Origin of the sequence: Lentilactobacillus diolivorans DSM 14421 (assembly GCF_001434255.1) — a bacterium.
Taxonomy (GTDB): domain Bacteria; phylum Bacillota; class Bacilli; order Lactobacillales; family Lactobacillaceae; genus Lentilactobacillus; species Lentilactobacillus diolivorans.
The window spans coordinates 1-20,447 of the sequence record NZ_AZEY01000023.1 but is presented as its reverse complement, the minus strand read 5'-3'; the positions used below and the strand labels follow the sequence as shown (position 1 = coordinate 20,447).

The 20,447-nt window shown below is 41.2% G+C and carries 14 protein-coding genes and 1 pseudogene; 3 read left to right on the top strand and 12 right to left on the bottom strand.

The window, feature by feature from the left end; translation table 11 throughout:
* Nucleotide 1: 1 nt before the first annotated feature.
* A complete protein-coding gene (locus tag FC85_RS02600) occupies nucleotides 2–469 on the bottom strand; it encodes a glutathione peroxidase (RefSeq protein ID WP_057864011.1) in 468 nt (155 codons plus the stop codon).
* Nucleotides 470–640: 171 nt separating this feature from the next.
* On the opposite strand from FC85_RS02600, the gene FC85_RS02595 reads away from it, so the two are divergent.
* Nucleotides 641–1,081, top strand: a complete 441-nt coding sequence (locus FC85_RS02595; RefSeq protein WP_057864010.1) for a MarR family winged helix-turn-helix transcriptional regulator — start codon at nucleotides 641–643, stop codon at nucleotides 1,079–1,081.
* 110 nt (nucleotides 1,082–1,191) lie between these two features.
* Here FC85_RS02595 and FC85_RS16240 read toward each other — a convergent pair whose 3' ends face one another.
* The 11 genes from FC85_RS16240 to FC85_RS02545 form a co-directional block, all read right to left on the bottom strand.
* Nucleotides 1,192–3,081 carry a DUF5776 domain-containing protein gene (locus FC85_RS16240; protein ID WP_307726106.1) on the bottom strand — a complete coding sequence of 630 codons (1,890 nt, stop codon included), beginning with the start codon at nucleotides 3,079–3,081 and terminating at the stop codon, nucleotides 1,192–1,194.
* Between the two features lie 383 nt (nucleotides 3,082–3,464).
* Nucleotides 3,465–6,731: a leucine-rich repeat protein gene (locus FC85_RS02585; RefSeq protein WP_057864009.1), complete on the bottom strand. Its 3,267-nt coding sequence runs from the start codon at nucleotides 6,729–6,731 to the stop codon at nucleotides 3,465–3,467.
* A gap of 578 nt (nucleotides 6,732–7,309) precedes the next feature.
* On the bottom strand, nucleotides 7,310–9,247 hold the full coding sequence (locus FC85_RS02580) for an ABC transporter ATP-binding protein/permease (RefSeq protein WP_057864077.1): 1,938 nt from the start codon (nucleotides 9,245–9,247) through the stop codon (nucleotides 7,310–7,312).
* 214 nt (nucleotides 9,248–9,461) lie between these two features.
* Nucleotides 9,462–10,304 (bottom strand): hypothetical protein, encoded by an 843-nt coding sequence (locus FC85_RS02575; protein ID WP_057864008.1) that lies wholly within the window; start codon nucleotides 10,302–10,304, stop codon nucleotides 9,462–9,464.
* 259 nt (nucleotides 10,305–10,563) lie between these two features.
* Nucleotides 10,564–11,970, bottom strand: a complete 1,407-nt coding sequence (locus FC85_RS02570; RefSeq protein ID WP_057864007.1) for a CAP domain-containing protein — start codon at nucleotides 11,968–11,970, stop codon at nucleotides 10,564–10,566.
* A gap of 314 nt (nucleotides 11,971–12,284) precedes the next feature.
* The gene (locus tag FC85_RS02565; RefSeq protein ID WP_057864006.1) at nucleotides 12,285–12,740 is read right to left on the bottom strand and encodes a hypothetical protein; all 456 of its coding nucleotides are present in this window, start codon (nucleotides 12,738–12,740) and stop codon (nucleotides 12,285–12,287) included.
* 252 nt (nucleotides 12,741–12,992) lie between these two features.
* Nucleotides 12,993–14,054 carry an alpha/beta hydrolase gene (locus FC85_RS02560; RefSeq protein ID WP_057864005.1) on the bottom strand — a complete coding sequence of 354 codons (1,062 nt, stop codon included), beginning with the start codon at nucleotides 14,052–14,054 and terminating at the stop codon, nucleotides 12,993–12,995.
* Nucleotides 14,055–14,609: 555 nt separating this feature from the next.
* Entirely contained in the window at nucleotides 14,610–14,846 is a 237-nt protein-coding gene (locus tag FC85_RS16045) for a DUF5776 domain-containing protein (RefSeq protein ID WP_225427615.1), read from the bottom strand.
* 159 nt (nucleotides 14,847–15,005) lie between these two features.
* The gene (locus tag FC85_RS02555) at nucleotides 15,006–16,706 is read right to left on the bottom strand and encodes a BspA family leucine-rich repeat surface protein (protein WP_057864004.1); all 1,701 of its coding nucleotides are present in this window, start codon (nucleotides 16,704–16,706) and stop codon (nucleotides 15,006–15,008) included.
* 241 nt (nucleotides 16,707–16,947) lie between these two features.
* Nucleotides 16,948–18,522, bottom strand: coding sequence for a hypothetical protein (locus FC85_RS02550; protein ID WP_057864003.1), 1,575 nt, complete (start codon nucleotides 18,520–18,522; stop codon nucleotides 16,948–16,950).
* Nucleotides 18,523–18,717: 195 nt separating this feature from the next.
* Nucleotides 18,718–19,581, bottom strand: a complete 864-nt coding sequence (locus tag FC85_RS02545) for a hypothetical protein (protein ID WP_057864002.1) — start codon at nucleotides 19,579–19,581, stop codon at nucleotides 18,718–18,720.
* Nucleotides 19,582–19,766: 185 nt separating this feature from the next.
* On the opposite strand from FC85_RS02545, the gene tnpA reads away from it, so the two are divergent.
* Both tnpA and FC85_RS16040 read left to right on the top strand, forming a co-directional pair.
* The gene (gene tnpA / locus FC85_RS02540) at nucleotides 19,767–20,216 is read left to right on the top strand and encodes an IS200/IS605 family transposase (RefSeq protein WP_057864001.1); all 450 of its coding nucleotides are present in this window, start codon (nucleotides 19,767–19,769) and stop codon (nucleotides 20,214–20,216) included.
* Nucleotides 20,200–20,447, top strand: a pseudogene (locus FC85_RS16040) (RNA-guided endonuclease TnpB family protein); the annotation flags it as partial. The gene tnpA and the pseudogene FC85_RS16040, both read left to right, overlap by 17 nt.

The following is a 20,447-nucleotide window of genomic DNA, read 5'->3' as shown; positions in this document are numbered from 1 at the left end:
TTTATTTCAACGCCGCCTGGATGGCATCCTCAATTTTCTCAGGCTTCGTAATCGGCGCATATCGATGAATCAATCGACCGTCTTTGCCAACGAGAAACTTTGTGTAGTTCCATTTAATGTTGCCATGACCGGATTCATCTTTAAGATAGGAAAACAGCGGATCTTCATCATCACCGTTGACTGCTACCCGCTTCGTCATTGGGAACGTCACACCATAGTGAAGTTGGCAATAGTCACTGGCTTCTTTGTCAGTTGCCAATTCCTGGTGAAATTGGTTGGATGGCAACCCCAAAACAACTAAACCATCATCTTTGTATTTTTTATATAGTGCTTCCAAACCTTCCAATTGAGGTGCTAAGCCACATTTGCTGGCTGTATTAACAATGAGAACCACTTTGTCTTGATAGTCTTGCAACTTCAATGGTTGGCCATTCATTTCAGTTTCTGTAAAATCATAAATTGTCTTCATCCCGTTCACCTATCCTTTTTTGAAAATAAATAAATTAATTAGTCGTGCCCGATTAATCCCAATATAATTCAATTGAATAATCCTGTCAACTATTGTTAGGTAGTTGATTTATCGCAATCAATCGAATAAGATTGAATCAATATGACAACTAATTAATTAAGGTGACGACAAATGGAAAATAAAATGGCACTTAACAATCAACTCTGTTTCTCAATTTACAACGCAAACCGACTTTTTGGCCGTTTCTATCAACAAATACTAGCGCCCTACCAACTAACTTATACGCAATATCTGGTCTTGCTGGCATTGTGGGAAAATGATCAGCGAACCCTCCATGATCTGGGCAGGGAACTCCATCTCGCCAGTAATACCCTGACATCCCTGTTAAAACGGATGGAAACCGCCGGGTGGCTGGTCCGTCTGCGACCGGAAAAAGACCGCCGTCAGCTTATCGTTCAATTAACCGAAAAAGGAAAAACGGCTCAGGATCAGATTGAACGTGACTTGAGCCAATGCGTGTCGGAAAATAATTTGGATCCAACCAAGTATCAGCAATTATTGGCCGATAACGAGAAGTTGATTGCGGCGTTGCGGGGGATTGTGGATAAATAAAACAGGCCGCCATATGTCTGAGGGTGGCCTGTTTACTCATTTACTATGCTAAAAAAAGCATGTTAAGGCACGCGTAAAATTACGTGTCTCGACATGCTTTTTTATGAAAATTATCGATAAACTTTTACATATTTAGTATTACCGGTGATATAACCACCGGCCACTCGGTATCGAAGTGTGCCGTGTTTCGTAACATCATTCTTTTGTGAATAATCAAAATTGTAAACTTTCAGCTTTTTATTCTTGGCAAGCCGCTTATTTTGCTTTGTCAAATTAACATCGCGATATCGATTAATCGTCTGCTTCGTTTTGATTGCCTTGACCTGTTTATGACGACCCATGTTGACCAATTTCCGATTAGCGGTCACGTAATTTCCATTTGTCAATACATAACGAGTCGTCAGATTATGCTTAACAATTCCCTTAACCTTAAGAACTGTTCCCTGCTTGTAGGCTTTTACCTTACCCGTTAAATTAGCTTTGCGATAAGCATTCACCCCTCGTGGATTAATCACCGTAATCGTTGAATGCTTAGCGGCGTAATAGGCGGGTCGAACATATTTCCAATTAGCAGTAATGTAGCCGGTCTGACCTGCCGTTTTGGATAAATGATTAACATCCCGAACCCGATATCTTAGAGCCCCATTTTGGCTCCGTTCATAGCCTGTTACGACAAACATCGGTCGCGCAACCCGCGGCTTTTTCACGTACCATCCCTTACGATTAGCTTTGGTGAAATCAGGACTACTGTAAAGGCCGATTTTATTAACGGCATATACAACAGCACCTTTTTGAGCGGCGTTGGTTGGCACATTATTAGTGGGTTCAACGGGCGTCATCGTTGCGTTAGAATCGTTCGTTGTACCAGGATTGGGATTATTAGGTGTTGTTGGATCAGTTGCGCCAGGATTGGTTGGTGTCACAGGCGTTGACGAATTCAAACGGTAAGTAAAAGTAATTTGCTGACCATTGCTGGTTAACGCCACATTATTTGCCGAAGTCAACGTGTAGCCGGAAATAGTTGGGGCAGAAATGGCACTACCTGAAGCGCCAGTACTAGAATAGCCTCGACCAAGGTCGTGCCCTTGACCATCAATTGTACGAACGGTGTAACTATATTGAACTGGTTGCGGTTTATCGGCTGCCTGGACGGTAACGGTCGCATTATGGGTTGCATCGCCATACGTAACCGGTACTTGATAGGATCCCGGCTGATCCCATTTAACTGCTGAATCGTCAATCTTCACTTCGGTTGGATCAATCACATTTCCCTTATCGTCTTTATCAACGTAATCGGCAGGAACTGGTTTGGGACTGCCGATTTTGTAGGTGATGTTTTTAGGTTTGAAATCATTAAAAACCTTTGGACCATTGACGTAAACGTTAACGACTGCAGTGCCACCGGCTTCAGATTGGTTGTCAATACCAAAGCCATACCAACTAAAACCGTAAAAAGTCAATCCATCAAGCTTTGTGGCAACCTCGGAATGGTAATAAGAGTAATCACTGCCTAAATCCTTCAACGGAACATCATCAGTTTGATAATTATATGGGATTGCATTTATTGTTTGCGAATCCAATGGCTCTGTGGATGGATTGTTTCTATCAAAATAGTTGACCGTGATAGAGACCATGGCAGTAACTTTTGTATAAGCAACACGAATTGTAGCAGGCTTTTGCGGTAATCTCACTTTCTGTTGTTTAGCCCTATATTCAACTACCCGTGGTGCATCGATAGACTGGCCTGAAGTTCCTTTCACTGAGATTGGCCATCCAACAGTTTCATTGGTGGCCTCATCTATCGGCTGAATATAGTATCTATCATCCGCAGCTTGTGCTACACCAACAGGGATGCCGACATCCGTAACCGCGGCTGCCCCGCCAAACGTCAACGCTGCCAATGCCGTTACCAATAGTTTGGCTGTGACATACTTCTTTAAGTGTCGTTTGTTTGATCCCCCGCGCGTCGTTTTCCCCCGCAATACGCTTTTTGTTTTCATTCTTAATTCCCCCGATGAGCTTGAGTGACTGGGTGATTTAACTTTTTACTAATGACGGCCATAATTAGTTGTTCCCTTATACATAAATGATATCATCTTGTGCAAAAGTGATGGGATTTAATGCTTGGAGTGACATTTTATTTAAAGCATTCTTAATGATAACCATTAGCAATCAACGGACTTAGACACTGCTTACAGAATTCCGATTTTTCACTCTTTCGGATAACAGATAGAAAAGAATTAATAAAAAATACGCCAGTGCAAATTACCGACCTTATTGGTTAAGTAATCTTACTTGGCGTATCTTTTCATTCATTTTGAAATTAATTCATGATTTTTCCGATCCACAACCATTCAATGACCGGTTCCTTTAGCCAATCAATTTAGTAGCCACGATCGATCACCCTGATATATTTCGCATTCGCGGTGATATAACCACCTGTGACCCGGTATCGCAGTGTGCCCCGCTGACTAACACGATTTCCTCGTGAATAGTCAAAGTCATACACTTTGAACACTTTCTGTTGTTTCTTAGAATAGTGGCTGTTTCGATTCTTCAGGTTTACATCACTGTACCGGTTAATAGCCGTTCGCGCACGAACCAACTTGGTCTGCTTATGACGCCCCATATTGACAAGCTTACGATTTCCAGTGATGTAATGACCATTTGATAAGACATACCTGGTTGTCAAATTATGAGTAACAATTCGCTTCACTTTAAGGACCGTTCCCTGCTTATAATTACGAATCTTACCAGTTAGATCGGCCTTACGATAACTATTCACGCCTCGTGGATTAATCACCGTGACTGCTTGATGCGTTGATTGATAATAGACCGGCCGAATATAGTGACTGCTTGCTGTGATATATCCCTTTTTACCACGATTAACCGTCAAATGGTTAACATCACGAACCTTATAACGTAAAGTGCCATCCTTAGACCTTGCATATCCGGTTACAACAAACATCGGTCGATAGATTCTTGGCTTCTTAACATACCAGGATCGCCGATTAGCTGTCGAAAAGTCTGTCTTCTTATATAAGCCAACTTTCTTGATCGCGTAAATAACCGTCCCCTTGGCCGCCACATTTCCCGGTTCTAATCCGGTTTCCGGTGTGTTGGGGTTGGTGGTTGAACTGCTGTCGCTTCCCGTCCCATCACTCGTTGAACTTGATGACGAAGATGAACTTGATGAGCCGTCGTTTCCCGTACTACTGGACGAGGAACTCGATGAGGAACTACTGCCACCGCTACTGCCAGCCGGTGTAATGGTGTAAGTCGACTGAACCGACTTCAAGGCGCTGAGGTCATAATTAGGATATGCTGCTTGTAATTTGGTGATTTCAGCCTGGTCTAACGTAATTGGGTAGGACCCAACTGCTGAACCATCCTTGCCAATAACATATTGGCCAAGCGATAAATCTAATGTCGCGATGGCTTTCCCGGAGGAATCCAGAAGGGTCAACTTGGGTTTGAAATGACTCTCGCTGACCTTTCTTCCATCGTATTGCTTGGTGCCACTAGACAATTTAGCGGTGGCCTTTGCTTGAGTAATGGTATAGGTCGACTTAGCCTGACTTAAATCACCAAAATCATAACTTGGGTAATCCTTTTTAATCTGATCAATTTCAGTTTGGCTTAACGTAATGACATACGATCCGACTTTGGAATCATCATTACTAATGACATATTGGCCGTCCGACAGTGTCAGTTCTTTGATCTCCTTGCCCGAATTATCTTTCAACGTCAAAGTTGGTTGGAAATTGCTGTCGCTAACTTTTCTACCATCGTATACTTTAGTGCCATCTGATAACTTGCCACTTCCCTGCTGTTGACCAACAATCGTAAAAGTAGCGGTACTACCCGCATCTGTATAACTGTATTGGTCACTGAGCGTATTTTCAATATGCTTTTTACCAGGGTCAGTTAAAACAACATTATAAGTGCCAGGATTGGCGGCATTATTTTCTATTTGAATGTCACCGTCTTGTAAATCATAGCTTTTCCCATTACTCATTGTCACAGTGTACTGCGCCTTATCAGGTTGATGCGTTTGACTATCATAAGAAACTGACTCATTCCCACTTAAGGAATAAGTGGCTAATTTCTTGTTAACATTAACAGTTGCAACTGATGAAATATCATTCCCGTAAGCATACGTAACAGAATACCTGCCGGCAACATTTGTATTAACACCATTCTCCAACACATTCCCAGAAGCATCCTTAACAATTACTTTCAAGCTATCAAAATCAATTGTTTGACCATTCTCCAAGGCTGCACTCACAAAATTATCTTTTGGCGACCAACTGTCACCGATAGTTAAGTTACTATCCTTGACCACAATCACTGGCGTACTTCGGTTGACATTATAATGGCCCGCATAGATTTTATTGGTACCGTTACTGTCAGTTAAAGTCCAGTCAAACGAGAATTGTTTTACCCCAGCAGGAATATTAAATCCACCTGCAGCGGTATATGTGACACCATTAGTTAAATTAGTAATTGCTAAATCTTGGGCTTTTTGACCTGTCATATTAATATCAAATAAATCATTGGCCGTTAGATTAGGCTTATCATTTTGAGTCGTGGCGATCTGTGACATCGCTGAATTAGCAGAAAACGAACTATTTGGCGCTTCAAAATTAGTAATCCGATTGTTAGTAAATGCATCAGTACCCACACTTGGGCTTCCAGCTAATTTAACCGTCGTTAATTGGTTACCCACAAATGACTGAATGCCAATTGTGGTCACGTTGCTTGGAATGTCGAGAGTCGTTAGTTTATTGTACGCAAATACCGATGGTGCAATTGATTTCAGAACAGCATTAAACTGAATGGCTGGGATATTGTTACCGGCGAATGCAGCATCCCCAATTGTTGCCAAATTTGCCGGCATCGTTATCTCATTTTCAATGGCATTATACTCAAAGGCACCAGCCCCAATTGAAGTTAGATTAGGCGCATCGGTCAAATCCAAGTTACTTATATGATCATATAAAAACGCCTGGGGACCAATCGTTTCCAAATTAGCATTCAGTTTTAAGCTAGTTAATTGTTTTACACCCAAAAATACCTGAGCGCCAAGTGACTTAAGGTTTTCTGGTAAAGTTATGCTGCTTACTCGAGTATATTCAAATGCCCCATCATCAATTGTTGTTAACGAGGTAGCCTGACTAAAATCAATTGATGATAAATACGTTGACCAAAATGCATCTTTTCCAATCGACTGCAGCGTCTTCGGAAAAACAATGCTTGTAATGTGAGCATATTCAAAGGCCTGATCATCAATTTTTGTAAGGTTTTCCGGTAATGTCACACCGGTTAAACTATCTTGAGCATAAAAGGCTTTCGTTCCAATTTCAGTTACTGTATAGGACTTACCATCCTTTGTAACTGTGCTTGGCAGAATAATATTTGCCGGGTTACCATCCTTGCCAAAAAAAATGTGAACCCCTGACAAAGTTGCTGTATGATTTGTATCATCAAATTGCCAATCAAAATCACTTTGTGGGACCTCAACCGGATTATCATCAGCTTTAACAATTTGTTCTCCAAATGAGCCAAATAAATAAGGGCTTGGGATTACAAATGTGCCAACGCCTAGACTTACAGACAAGAACACAGCAGCCAACTTGATCTTTTTCAATAGGGACACCTCTCTTAGTTATTGAATATTGGTCATTATAAATTGCTTCTTATTGAATCCGGTCGATTTTCTCCAACTGTATCGAAAGTTTTAAAGAATTAACTGAATTTTATAAAAGTAGTGATGCTGATAGTTATCAATTGCTTATTAAAATTAGTGATTAATATTAACTTTCAATATTAGTGGCTGATGACTAAATCGCAATTATGGATTTAACCAACCATATTTAAATAATGCTAAACAAAAATATCATGAAAGCCATTTCAATACCACAATTTAGGTTCCAAAATTCATTACATGCAGTTAATTTATAACAACTAGATAACACGGTCAATCATTTTGACGCTTAATTATCATTTTAATATGTTTTGCGTAATGTCCAAGTGATGGTCATGCTTATCTTATTCTTTAAAACAGATTAGCCATATCCACTTAGTAATTAGTGTTCCGGTCATTTTACATGACAGATATAATTTCAGTGATCAGGAAGAAATGCAAAAGGGATCAACCAACTATTCAAACTCAAATAGTCGATTGATCCCTTTAAAGACCTAACTGCTTTTCATAAACTTTAATTATTATTCATAACTCAAACTCTCGATTGTATCTAATCTAGCCGCCTTACCCGCTGGCGCCAACGCTGCCAACAACGAGATGATGACAGAAACCAGGAACCCGAACAGGATATTTCCCGGCGTGATTTGCATGATCATGTAATTAATCGCACCATTCGCAATATGGTTGGCAACTCCTGCCAATACCATTGCCAAGAGAATTGCCAAGATTGAAGAGAACAGCCCGATAAAGAAGGCTTCCGAGAAGAACAGGTAACGGATACTTCCCTTTGAAGCACCCAGTGCCCGCAAGATACCGATCTCTTTGGTTCGCTCGGAAACACTGATGTACAGCACCACAATAATCATGATCGCTGAAACTAACAGTGAGATCCCAGCAATGGTTGCCAGAACATTAACCGCCAAGGTGATGTAGGTATTCAATGTATTGACAAAACCACCAACACCGGTGATCTGATAAGTTGCCTTATTTTTGGCACCCTTGTAAGTCTTGATCTGGTTTTCAACCGGTTTTACATTGTTAACTCCGCCAGCAATTTCAATGGTCACAAAGTTCGGATCAATATTGATCTTTTTCGATTTAAAAATCGACTTCATGGTATCGTACGTAATTGATGTTGAGCCGGTATTGGCTTTAGCAATTCCGCTAATCGTCAATGTTTTGCTTAATACCACCGGCCGCTTTTGCTTGTTTAGCGTATTTTGGTAGAAGGTCAGTTTCTTGCCAATCAACGAATTTGGATTCTTTTTATTTAACTTTTGCGCGATTTCCTTAGTCAGCAGGATTTCGTTATTCTTGGGTGCCTGACCCTTGGAAATGCTCTTCTTTAGCATCGTGGCATTATGAGTTTGCATGAATGAAACCGATGCCGTCTTCTTGCCGCGTCGCAACTGCGTGCCACCTTGAACAAAGTAGCCGTCATTGACACTTTTGACATTCTTAATGTCTTTCAGCCGGTTCTTGTCCTTAGTCGACATGGTCATCTTCTTTAAACTTGTCGTTGAATCGCCGACATTTTTCGCGACCTGCACCGCATTCGGATTAACCTGCGAATATATTTCATGGTTAATATACCCTTGAACCCCGTTACCAAGCCCCAGCATGACAATCACACTAAAAATCCCGATCGCCGCGCCAAACACAATTAACAGGTTTCGTTTCAAGTTATACCGCATATTCTCAAGTGCCATCTTCAAAGTTGCCCCAAATCGTAATGTATGGGTTGGCAACTCGTTGGCATTGCTGGCAGCATACGCGTCCTTAACTTTGGTGTCTTCACTAATTTTACCGTCAGCCAATCGGACAATCCGGGTTCCGGAATCCGCCACCGTTTGAGAATGGGTAACCGTGATGACTAACTTTCCGTTGGAAGCGATTTGATCCAGCAAGCCAAGAATTTCCTGGGTATTTTTACTGTCCAAAGCCCCGGTTGGTTCATCGGCAATGATAATTTCCGGATCAGAAGCCAACGCCCGGGCAATGGCAACCCGTTGTTTCTGGCCGCCGGAAAGTTGGTTAGGAAACTTCTTCATGTGGTCGGTCAACCCAACTTGTTCCAAAAGCTCTCGAGCCCGGTCTTCCTGTTTTTTCCTGCTTAGCTTGGTCATTTCCAGTGACACCATGACATTTTGAAAGACGGTCAGGTGGCTAATCAAGTTAAAGTTTTGAAAGATAAACCCAATGGTCTGCCGACGATAGGAATCCAATTGCTTGGACGTATCGTGACGCAATGATTTACCGTTGAGGACAACATCCCCGGTATAATTACTATCCAACCCACCAATAATGTTCATCAAAGTGGTTTTCCCACCACCGGATTCGCCAAGGATCGAGACAAACTCGCCTTGTTCAAATGACAGGTTGATTCCGGTTAAGACTGGGAATTCCTCACTTCCCAGATAATACGATTTCTTAATATCATGTAATTCTAAATAGCTCATATAAACCTCCGTTTCGAAACTGATCAATCCATAAACCGTAGTATACCGCAAATGGCCGGGTCCTGCTTGAGAATCCACTATTTTTTCTAAAACTGGAAGTCGCCCTTCAACCCGCGTTTTCATTCATTAATCGCTGGAGTACCCCAGTAAAAGAGACTGAGCAAAATTACTTTTGACTCAGCCTCGCACAACCATTCATTTAAAAGTTAAGGAACTAAGAAATGCTGGCAGCCATCCGAATACCGGTTTCCGGACTATGCGTCTGCAGCGTATAAACACTATTACCATCTTGCCAAGCGATTTTTTGATCACGCTGACGATCAACAATCTGTGAATCAAACATGATCGCACCTTTAGTGTTTGGCACCGGTAATGTGTAGCTATCTAAAAGTTGAACGGTTTGCTTACCCAGTTGCGTTGCATCTTCGTTAGCTACCCGATCAGCATGAACCGTCAAATTCCAACGGCCTTCGTTCCAAGTTAGATATTCACTTCCAGCGGCTGAATCAATTGTGCCGTGAATGTTAGACCCAAGGTTGACCTTTGGCAGGCCATTTTCAATATCATGTTGGTCAATTTGTTGCCCAGCCTGATCATTTGAATCATAAGTCTTCCTGGTCAAAACAGCATATGGATTTTCATTTTTCAAAGCCGTCGCGTTTAATGCCCGGGCCTGATCACCAACACTATATGAGATTTGATAATTGGCTTGATCACCAGAATACCGGACATTGACATAACCATTGTGTTCGCTTAAACCATCGTTCTTCGGTAATTTGATTGAACCCAGTTTCTGAGTTAACTGCTGGTTAAACTTACTTAAACGAAGGTAAGTGTTCGTGTTGGCATCTGACCGGTGAGCCGCGGCTGATGACCCTGAGGCAGTGGATGAACTTGCTGCCGAACTGCTGTTACTGCTAGTGCTGGAATTACTGGAAGAACTTTTAGCTGAAGTTGACTCACTTGTACTGGAACTGTTCTTGGATTGGGATTGGTTACCGCATCCGCCTAAAACTAAGGCGAGCATGGCACCCACGATCAATAATGTGCGTTTCATGTGTGTTTTCAATCCTTTCAAAATTAAGTGCCGGTTTAAAAATTGGCTAGATTGATTGTAATGCGTTTGGGGGGTGTTTGGCAAATTGACAACATCGCCGATCGATCAAAATGTTGCCAAGAACCGTGCATTCGTGACTGGTCAAAAATATCCAAGTTTAAAATCTATCAATATAAGCTAATGAATATATCCACCAAATAGAACAAGCCCCTTATTTTACCAACGCTGGTAAATAAGGGGCTTGTTTTATTGATGATACCTAACCTTCCCAAAGCGTTTCCGTATATGAAGAATTGGATGGCGCAATCCCCAAATCAAATAACTTTGTCGTATACGTATAATCGCTAGTCATCCCCGGCACCCCAGAGATTGTGATCGTATACGAATGACCAAATTTAATATCATCGGTATTCGGTTCATAACTGATTGAAGTGCCAAAGCCGCCATAGCCACCATGGGTTGCGATAATATTTGTCACATCAACCGGCTTGTTGGTCGTATTATCGGTCACGCCAACTTTCACTTGAGTCCCGCTTTGATACTGAGTTGTCAGTGATAATGACCAACGGGTGTCTTGGGCAAGATCAATTGGAAATAGTCCCTGCTTGGGAAATTCAATTGGCTTGGATGGAACTGAACTACCGTCACCATGCAGATTAAAGACCATCAAGTCATTGTAGTCACCAACTTGGCCAATACCAACCTGATTAATCCCCCCTAATAACCATTCACGATGCCCTGGAATATCATTGCCGGAATCATTGAGGTATTGTGAGATGGTATCATACGGAGAAACAACGCCCTGCCCCAAATTACTTTGATTAGTCGCATCAGCACCCCGCTGCCAATCCGTATCCGAAATAAATGCCGGCTTTGAGAATCCCTTCAAGCCATGAGAAAGCCCCTGATCGGCGGCTGCCAAAGTGGCCGCACCATACTGGGCTTCTGTGTTCCAAGCTGTGTTATCGGTCAACGGCGACAATCCATATTGGCTACGGAAGAAATTAATCCATCCCAAGGTTGAATTAAGATAGCCCTCACTCAGTTGACCAGGAGTAAATGATCCCTTCACTGACGGCGTTTGGGAATACATCGACTTAGTATCATTACCGATCGAATCAGCCTGCTGCTTTAATTGCGCAATTTGTGCTTGTTCATCGGCAGTAAAATACTTATTTAGCTTTGCCTGAGTTGCAGCTGCACTTTGAGCTTGATCAGAATCACTCGTTGAATTTTGGTCATTTGTGCTGGTTGGTTTTTCCTGCTTGGTTGGTTTAGGCTTCTTAATACTATCCGAGCCAACCTTTATCTGCTCTAAATAATTAAAGTTAACCCAGCCGGCCCGTTTGGGCTTCTTGGTATCTCTAATATAGTAGTAAGTCTTGAAAACCCCATTAACGTTCAAGAACTCGCCGTGAGTTGCTTTAAAGGTTCGATTTGTTAACCCAGCTAACTTCCACTCACGTTTTTTCAACTTGGCAGAATAGGCGTAACCATGTTTGGCAGCTGCCTTAATTTTATACGTTCCACTAACCAGGCCGCGATCAAGCACCATGACCCTCGGCTTAGCTTTGGCCGATGCCAACTGCGGATTAGCGATACCCTCACCGAGGATCATGCCACTCCCTAAAACCAGCAATGTCAGCCATCTTAATTTATTCTTCATTCCCCCACAACCTCTCAATGTTTTGTGTATTACAAAAACATTATTACATGATAAACGACAGCTGACAATAAAAAAATGACATTATTTTGTGACAAAATAAACAGAGTGGGCCAGCAAGCGGTTAGACTCCAGAATATAAGCCCCTTAACTTGATATTCCTGATTTTAGAATATCGAGTTAAGGGGCTTATATGGCCGGAGTCTGCTTGCTGGTCCACGTCCCCACTCGGTAACAATCGTGATTACACAAAACGAGACTGGACAAAATTACTTTTGTCTCAGCCTCGATTTTATGAGCAATAAGCCCAAGTTTAACTAGTAGAACATCCCATAAGGCACGCTTGAATGGGCACCGCGTTTAACAATCATCCCTGGAATTTTGTTGGTTCCAGTTGGTGAGAAGTAAGTAACAGCTGGCTTTTTCGTACCAGTTTGGGTTGCCTTGTACCAAGTTGTTTTAGATTGCTTGGTCTTGGTCACTTTAACTTTAACTGCCTTATTCCATGTGTATTTCTTAGTCTTGCTGTTGTAGCGGCCCCATTTATATGAATTCTTGCCAAATCGATAAGCCGTCGCATAATTCTTTAATGTGTACTTGTATTTACCATAATGCCCCTTACTGTAATAAGCGCCGTAAAAGGTATGATTTGTCAAACTACTTGGAAAGGTCGTCGTCCCCTTAGCTTGGGCTGTCGAACTACCAGCATATGTAGCAGCGCCAACGCTAAAAACGAATGCAGATGCAACAAAAATGTGCTTGAGTGCTTTCATAATGTACCCCCTATCATTTGATGCCTCCATTATAACAAAAATTAGATAATGTGTTTAACCTTTTTTGAATTTGTAACAAAAAGACGATTGAACTTAAAAATGATGATTAGGTTCTAACACAGGATATCAATCATCCCATGTTCCCGCATGATAAAAACAACCAATCACTCGAAATTTTTTTATGAATCCTACCACTCAAAAAGCCTCAGCCAAAATAAATTGACCAAGGCCATACTGAATAAAGTATTTGGATTACCTAATTCCAATACTTGTCTGCGAATGTTCCTGATGATTAAACAACACTGTTGGGTTCATCATCTTATCAAGCATTGGATTATATTTCGGCTCATCAGATGACATATTATAATGACGGCCCCAAAGGAAATTAGTTAGCGCCCGATTTACTGCCAGATTACCATTATGAAGTTCGCTGTGTTGGGCGTTAGCACCCGTCGCCTTAAATGTCTGATAATAGCTAACATGGCCTCTCACCAGATACCCCAATGATAATGCCGAGGTTGTTGTCACCACGCCATCCGAATGGGAGCCATCATTTAGATCACCATAGATATTTAGAATTCTAATCTGGCTCGGCATCCGGTTTTGCAACTGCAATAATGTTTGATATTCGGGATGAATAATTTTAGGTTGACCATTTTTCAATAAGCGATTTTCGTTAGGCTGATCATCCCAAAGTTTCGCCAATGATCCAGTCAGTGGTTGATTGGCTTTCCGATTATCAATAATGCCATCATAGGGACCCGCAATCAGGCAAAGTTTGTTTGATCTGGGAACATCACTCCGATTGCTATTCAACAAATTATAATAAACCGTGGCATACGATCCCATCGAATGACCGACAAAGTTCAGCCGATTAATGTGGTATTTTGATTTTAGGAGCCGGCAAACGTTCGTCAACCAACGGGCGTATTGAAATTCCCCTGCCCGATTATTATCAATTCTAAGTAAAATAATGGGATTATGCATCCATTTTTCGATCTTACCTTTGACAGCGATGTGACCATTTGGCCGAACCCGGATAATCATCCGCCGTTGACCGGCACCAGTAGTTTCGGCGTAATCAGCCATATGCCGTTCCGAACGCAGCGTACCAGACCAGCCATGAATGAATAAAGTTGGTACATTTGAGTTAATGTAATTTTCCCGTGCCTCGCGTTGCTGTTTCTGGTCAGCATGCCATATCGAAAAACCGATCATGAGAAAAATGACGATGCCCACTGTAAAGTACAGTGTTCGCCATAATTTGACATGCCGATTCCGACTAAAATTGACAGGAGTAAAATTTGGATTCATACTTACGATTCCTTTGATTGAGATTAGGCAACTCCGATGGGAAATGCCCCTTGGTATCTATGTAGTAAATAGCGGATTGATCATTTCTTGATGTTTACCGTTCAAAAAATAATCAGTCCACACATTCGTTCTCATGTTCCACATAATTAAAATTGTACCATGTAAAAATTGTGTTTCCCACAGACAAAATAGTAATAGTTGTTCATTTTAAAACATTTTTAGTAAAAGAAAGTAAGTGTGCCTATTGTTAATTCAACCAATGATTCTTATTAAGTATGGATAATACGCTATAATTGCCACTCAAAAAGCTCAACTGGAAAGCCAATTACCCTTTTCTGGTTAGATTAGTTTCAATTATTTCAAGATTATCAGTGGGAGCTGGACAAAATTACTTTTGCCCAGCCCCGTTTTGTATCATCATGACTATTACCGAGTGAAAACGTGAGACAAAAAACAGCTTCCGGCCGTGTAGGGGGCTTATCCAAATATTCAAGGCCAGAATATTCGGATAAGCCCCCTACACTCTGGAAGCTAAGCGTTTTTTGCCTCACTCTGTTAATACTTTAATGACACAAATTTCTTATTTCCAGTAATATAATGCCCGTTCGTCAAAACATACCGCGTTGTCATGCCATCATGAGTAACCCCTTTTACTCTGACAGTTGTGCCACGCTTCAAATGTTGCCCTCGGAAATGTTTTGCCAATAAACGACTTCGATACTCATAAACGCCTTTCGGGTTAATCACCGTCAATCGACGATACTTACCTGATTGCCAATATAATAAACCAATATTTTTTTCGTTTGCGGTAATATAACCACCGGCAACCCGATAACGCCAACGTCCTTGAGCATTCTTAACTGCCTTGGTTACAGTGAAAACGGGTGCCTTGATTCGTGGCTGCTTAGCATATTTATGAATCCGTTGTGACTTTTTGAAGTTAACATTTCGCTATTTATAAACAGTTGTTTTCGCGTACACCTTAAACGGAAAAGCAAGTTTAGCGATGCCAGGTGTCTCCGGCTTCGTTGGCGGTGTCGTTCCCGGATGGGTTGTTGATGGTCCCAATGGTGTTGCTGGAATTGTCGATCCACCGGAGGATGAACCACCATTACCAGTTGAACCACCCGTATATTCAAATTTAATCATCGTAGGATCAGTACCGATTGTCCCCTTCAAATCACCAACAACCTTAGTAAACGTATAACCTTTAATGGCCAACTGATATTTGGCATCCGAAAGATCATAACTTGTGCCCGAATAGCCACTAATGGTATGTGGTTCGGCAATCTGCTTGCCATTTTGATCAACGTAGGTCAACGTGACCGTTTGCTTAATGGCTGGTGCCTGCTGCCAAACCCAGATTTCATTGCCAGTCCGTGCGGTTTCAAATCGCGTATTCAAGTCAGAAGCATTTAATACCTGACCAGTTGGGTTATGACCATCCGTGCTGGTCCCCACTTCCTGCCAATCAGGCCCGTTATTATAGAAAGTTGCCCCCGGAAAATTAGCGTCGGTAAATGAACGTTCCTTATTGGCCGTGCCGGGTGCGGCTGGCAAACCAATCACGATATTAGGAAAGGGTGCACTTGCGATAACTGTATTTGATCCAACTTTAATTTTCCACAGATCCGAGAGTGTCCAATCCATATATCCGTTACCTGAATCACCCTTAAAACCTAACATGTATGATGTTCCCGGAACACCACTAACGATTGTCTTCGCTGCCAGTCGCGTATCAAAACTCGATAGATCGAGAGACTTTAATTTACTATCATTGGCAAACATCATTACCATGGACGTCACATTCTTAGTATCGAAATTTGATACGTTAACCGATTCAAGGGCTGTGTTACCAAAGAACATGAAGTCCATATTTGTCGCGCTACTGGTATCAAAGTTTGAGACATCAAGTGACCTTAAGCTTGGGTCATTGGCAAACATCCCGTTTTCACCCGTATACCCGGGCATTCCAAACAATGTCACCTTACTTGTATCAAAACTGGCGATATTTAATGAAGTTAGTGCGGGATCATTGGCAAACATTCCGCCCATATTGGTCACACTGCTCGTGTCGAAATTTGATAAATCAAGCGATTCCAATTTGGGATTTCCCATAAACATTGTCATCATATTCGTCACATTTTTAGTATCAATACCTTTATCAAAGGTTATCGAAGTAACATTTGGCATATTAACAAACAGCCATGACGAATCATTCGGAAACACGACCCCTTTTTCAAGTTTAATTGCCGTGACTTGATCGGTTTGAAGCAACTGAGTCACTTGATTATTTTGATCCAAGGCAACACTAGCCATTGTCCCCGGATGAACCGTCAGCGTCTTATCCGCCAAGGTTAATGGGCAACTTCCCCATTCAAAATCCAGATCACCTTTTTCGTTAACTTTGGAACCAGCCATCCGTGTTTGCCCCATACCCAAACGTTGAGGCAAGGCTTTCGACCCTTGTTCCAGAAGACGACTTGTGGCACTTGAATTGCCACTATTGGGGAGTGGTTGACCCATAATTGAATTAGCTGAAGTGGCTATCGTCGTCACTCCCAGGCCAATGAGCAGTCCGAATGTAACCGCATACATTAGCTTGTAGCACTTACGGAAGAAGGTTCGTTTGTTAGAATAATGATTGCCCAAAATAATGCCTCCTCAAATTAATTTTTCTTAAAAACATTCCTAATGATAAATAATTACTCAATTTAAGTATATCTTTAAAGTTATTTTCTTTCAACCATAGTGACGTATTTAAACTGCTGATTTTAAGCCCAACCATCATCGTAATTGACAATAAAAAAAGAGGCCGGACAAGTAACTGTCTCAGCCTCAATTCTATCTATTTAAATGATATTATCTGCTTCGCCTAAACTGACGAAAAAGATTAGTTCAGTGGTGCAGTGGATTGCATTAACTCAGGTGGCCACAATGCTAACAAGTAGCCATAACCATCTTGATCAAATGCCAAGCTTTCAAATTCACGACCGGAGTTAAAGGCTTGATAATGAATATCAGAAGCCTTGAAACTGCCATCTTGAATTTGACTGGTTGGAATTGATGTCAGAATATCGTCAGAAATAAAGTACAAACGATTATTTTGCGGGTTAACAGCAACGCCTTGGTTCGTGGTACCACCACGTTGACCAACCATGGACGATGAAGCCTGGAAGCTAACCCCATTTTCATCAAGTCGGCCATAGAAGAACATATAGCCCTTACCCAACTTACGGCCCCAATATGCATTACCATTCTTATCAAATGCTAACGTATGAAGTTGTAAGTTGGCACTATCGCCATGGTACATCTTAAAGTTATATTCTCGAATTGGTTTCAATGTATTTGGATCCATTTCAAGAACAGTATTGTTATCATCACGTGATGCCAAGTCCGTCAACGTATTATCTTCAGCAAGATACAGATGTTGGTTTTGTGGGTTAAAACTCAAAGTTTGCCCATGACCAATATCAACTTGGGGACTCAAAGTAGCTGTTTGGGCAATATCAACATACTTGAACATGTCCGGATTTTGAGCCTTAACAGCATCAACTTGACTCTGGTAAGTATTGATCTGGTTCTGGATACCAGTAATCTTAGTGTTGTAGTTGGCAACTTTCTTCTTATGCATCTGGTATGATTTCATCCAACGTGCCATCTTGGCAGTTGCTTGTTTAACAACTTTCTTGGCATTTTGTTTCTTAACATAGGAAGCCGTGTTTGATTTAACAGTCTTTTGATTGTTAGCTTTCTTTGTCTTCCAATGGAAATACCATTTCTGAGCTGTCTTTTGATAATTTAACTGGTTGTTTTGCCAAGACTTGTTTTGATTTAATGTATTGGTCAAAGTCTTAATTTGATCAAATGATCCCTGCATTTGGTTGTAGGCATCTTCATATTCTTGGTTATGTTGTGTTCCTTCAGTCGTATAAGGGTTAAAGTAATCAAACGCTTTCCAAATTGCTAAAACATCATCATTGACCCCTAATTGCTGTAATTTAGCCATGTCAAACTTAACGATTGCACCCTGATTGGTGTTAGTCCCGTTAGATTCAACAAAATACAGATTACCATTACCGTCCAAAGAAACACTCTGGAAGTTACCATGTTGGTAGTTGGATACGTTAAATCCATCTGGTAGGAACCATTTGGTCTTAAACGTGTTAGTTTGTGAACTACCATCAATTGTGTTGTATGAATTGGCGTAGTTATAACCACTTTCATCCAATGTGTACTTTGTATACTTCTTGCTGGTGTTTCCTTGCGGTGAACTGTTATTAACAGTGTTCAACGCTTCCTCATTATAATCCTTCAAGACGTTTCCGGCGTTAACCTGCTTAATACTACCAGCAGAGCCGGGAGCTTCAATGACGCCATCCGCATTAGCGCTTGATGCAACGCCAAATACCCCAGCGGACGCGAAAAGGAGCGCTGTTAAAACAGCTAACTTAAAATGTCCTCTCATTCATATCCCACCTTAGTTTAATTTAGAAATTTATCACTCATACTCATTTATAACGGCTTTCCCCCAAAAGCACAAGGTTAATGCCCGATTTTCACCGAAATTCAATAAATGTAACGAGCAAGTAATTATAGTGTAACATTTTTTGGCAAATCACAGTAACTGTGCCCAGCAAACAATAAAGCAGACGCGATACTGTTATGAACCAGTTTTACGGTTACTATAAGTAATGTTTCGAGTAATGAGCACCAACTGCATAAATTGCGTAAATGTATAATTATTAGGATCAAAACGGCCATGCTCCACCGTGTGTCTTGAATACGGCATGCTTGCCAAACTATAATCATTAAAGTCGAAATACGTATACAATCCCATCAACACGTTTAATTCGTTTAATTCCAAGAGACGACCAAATCGCATCTGCTGGTCACTACGCATCTCCCTAGTTATTCGACGGACAACATTCAACGATGGACTAAAATTCCACGTCACCTGCTTATGATTACCAAACCGTTTAATCGTTTCACTTTCTAAAATTGGAAAAAGTGTGTTAAAAAGGACGATGTAATATTTCTGATTCTGATTAATCAATTCTTTGATCATTGTCACCTGCTTAGCATGGCCGGAATCTAATGAATTAGCCAAATCATCCAAGTTTTCATTCAATAATTGGTTGGAATTTGCTGTTAACGTATCAGCAAACGTTTGATTTAACTGCTGATCATTCAGCTTAAGCAGACCGTTAATCCGGTTGGTATCCAACGGCATTTGATCAATCCACGTCCAGTTGAGCTTGGATAATCGATTGAAATAGACCTTATGTAACGGATAGCGCTTCTCAAGTTGGCGGCCATATGCTCTAGCCCGTTTAATGTTTTCCTGAATCCAATCCGGCCCATTAAAAGCAGTTGCCTTATCGGGTTGAACTCTGAATCGTCTTTGATTACCATTTAATCTTGACTTGGCAACAATATGACTAGATTTACTTTCGTCAATTTCCTTTTGGATTTCGGCCAGTTTTGCGGATAAATTTTCATGGCGCTTGGATTCTGAATTTGTCATGAGTTCTCCTGCCTATCGTTTAGATTTGTAGCGAAGCTCGCGAGGAAACTCGGCACTTCAGTACCGAGAGGAAAGCGTCTTGCGCTTTCTGGTTTCCGAGTGAGTTTTTAAATTAAAAATACTTGTGTATGCAAAATAAATAATGGTATAATATGCATGTGGAATCGCAATGAGGTGTGTTGATTATGCAAGAAAATTCTAAAGATTTACATTATACGCGAACCAGTGTCTACTCGCTACAATATCATCTAATTATCGTTACTAAATATCGACGTGGTGTTTTTGTTGGGCCAGTTAAGCAGGAATTGGAAGAACTACTTCGCAGCTTAGCCAGTCAATTTGGTATGAAGATTGAGGAAATGGAAATTATGCCTGATCATGTTCACCTATTAGTTGATGCAGTTCCTAAGTACTCGATTTCGTCAATTATGAAAGGCTTAAAAGGGGTTACTGCTCGGATGTTATTTATGCACCATCCGGAAATTAAAAATAAGCTTTGGGGTGGACACCTGTGGCAACCAAGTTACTTTGCCGTAACTGTTAGTGAGCGTTCAGAAGAGCAAATTAGAGAATACATTCGGCACCAAAAACCAAACCCAGCCAAGGAAAGTAAGGATAATGATCAAATTACCTAAAAAAACTGAATACTTACGGGTGCGTCGCTATCGTTTAGTTCCTACTTCGCAGATGATTGCCCGTCATTGCGAAAATCTTGAGGTTCTTAACAAGGCGCATCAATATGCCGTTAAGTATCTCGAGAAAACGTATGGTTGTAGGCACTTAGGGCGCCCCTATCCATCAACAAAGAAAGCTAAGATTTATGTCATCAAAGATAAAATTTTGCCCGGCTTCTTACGCGATGTTTA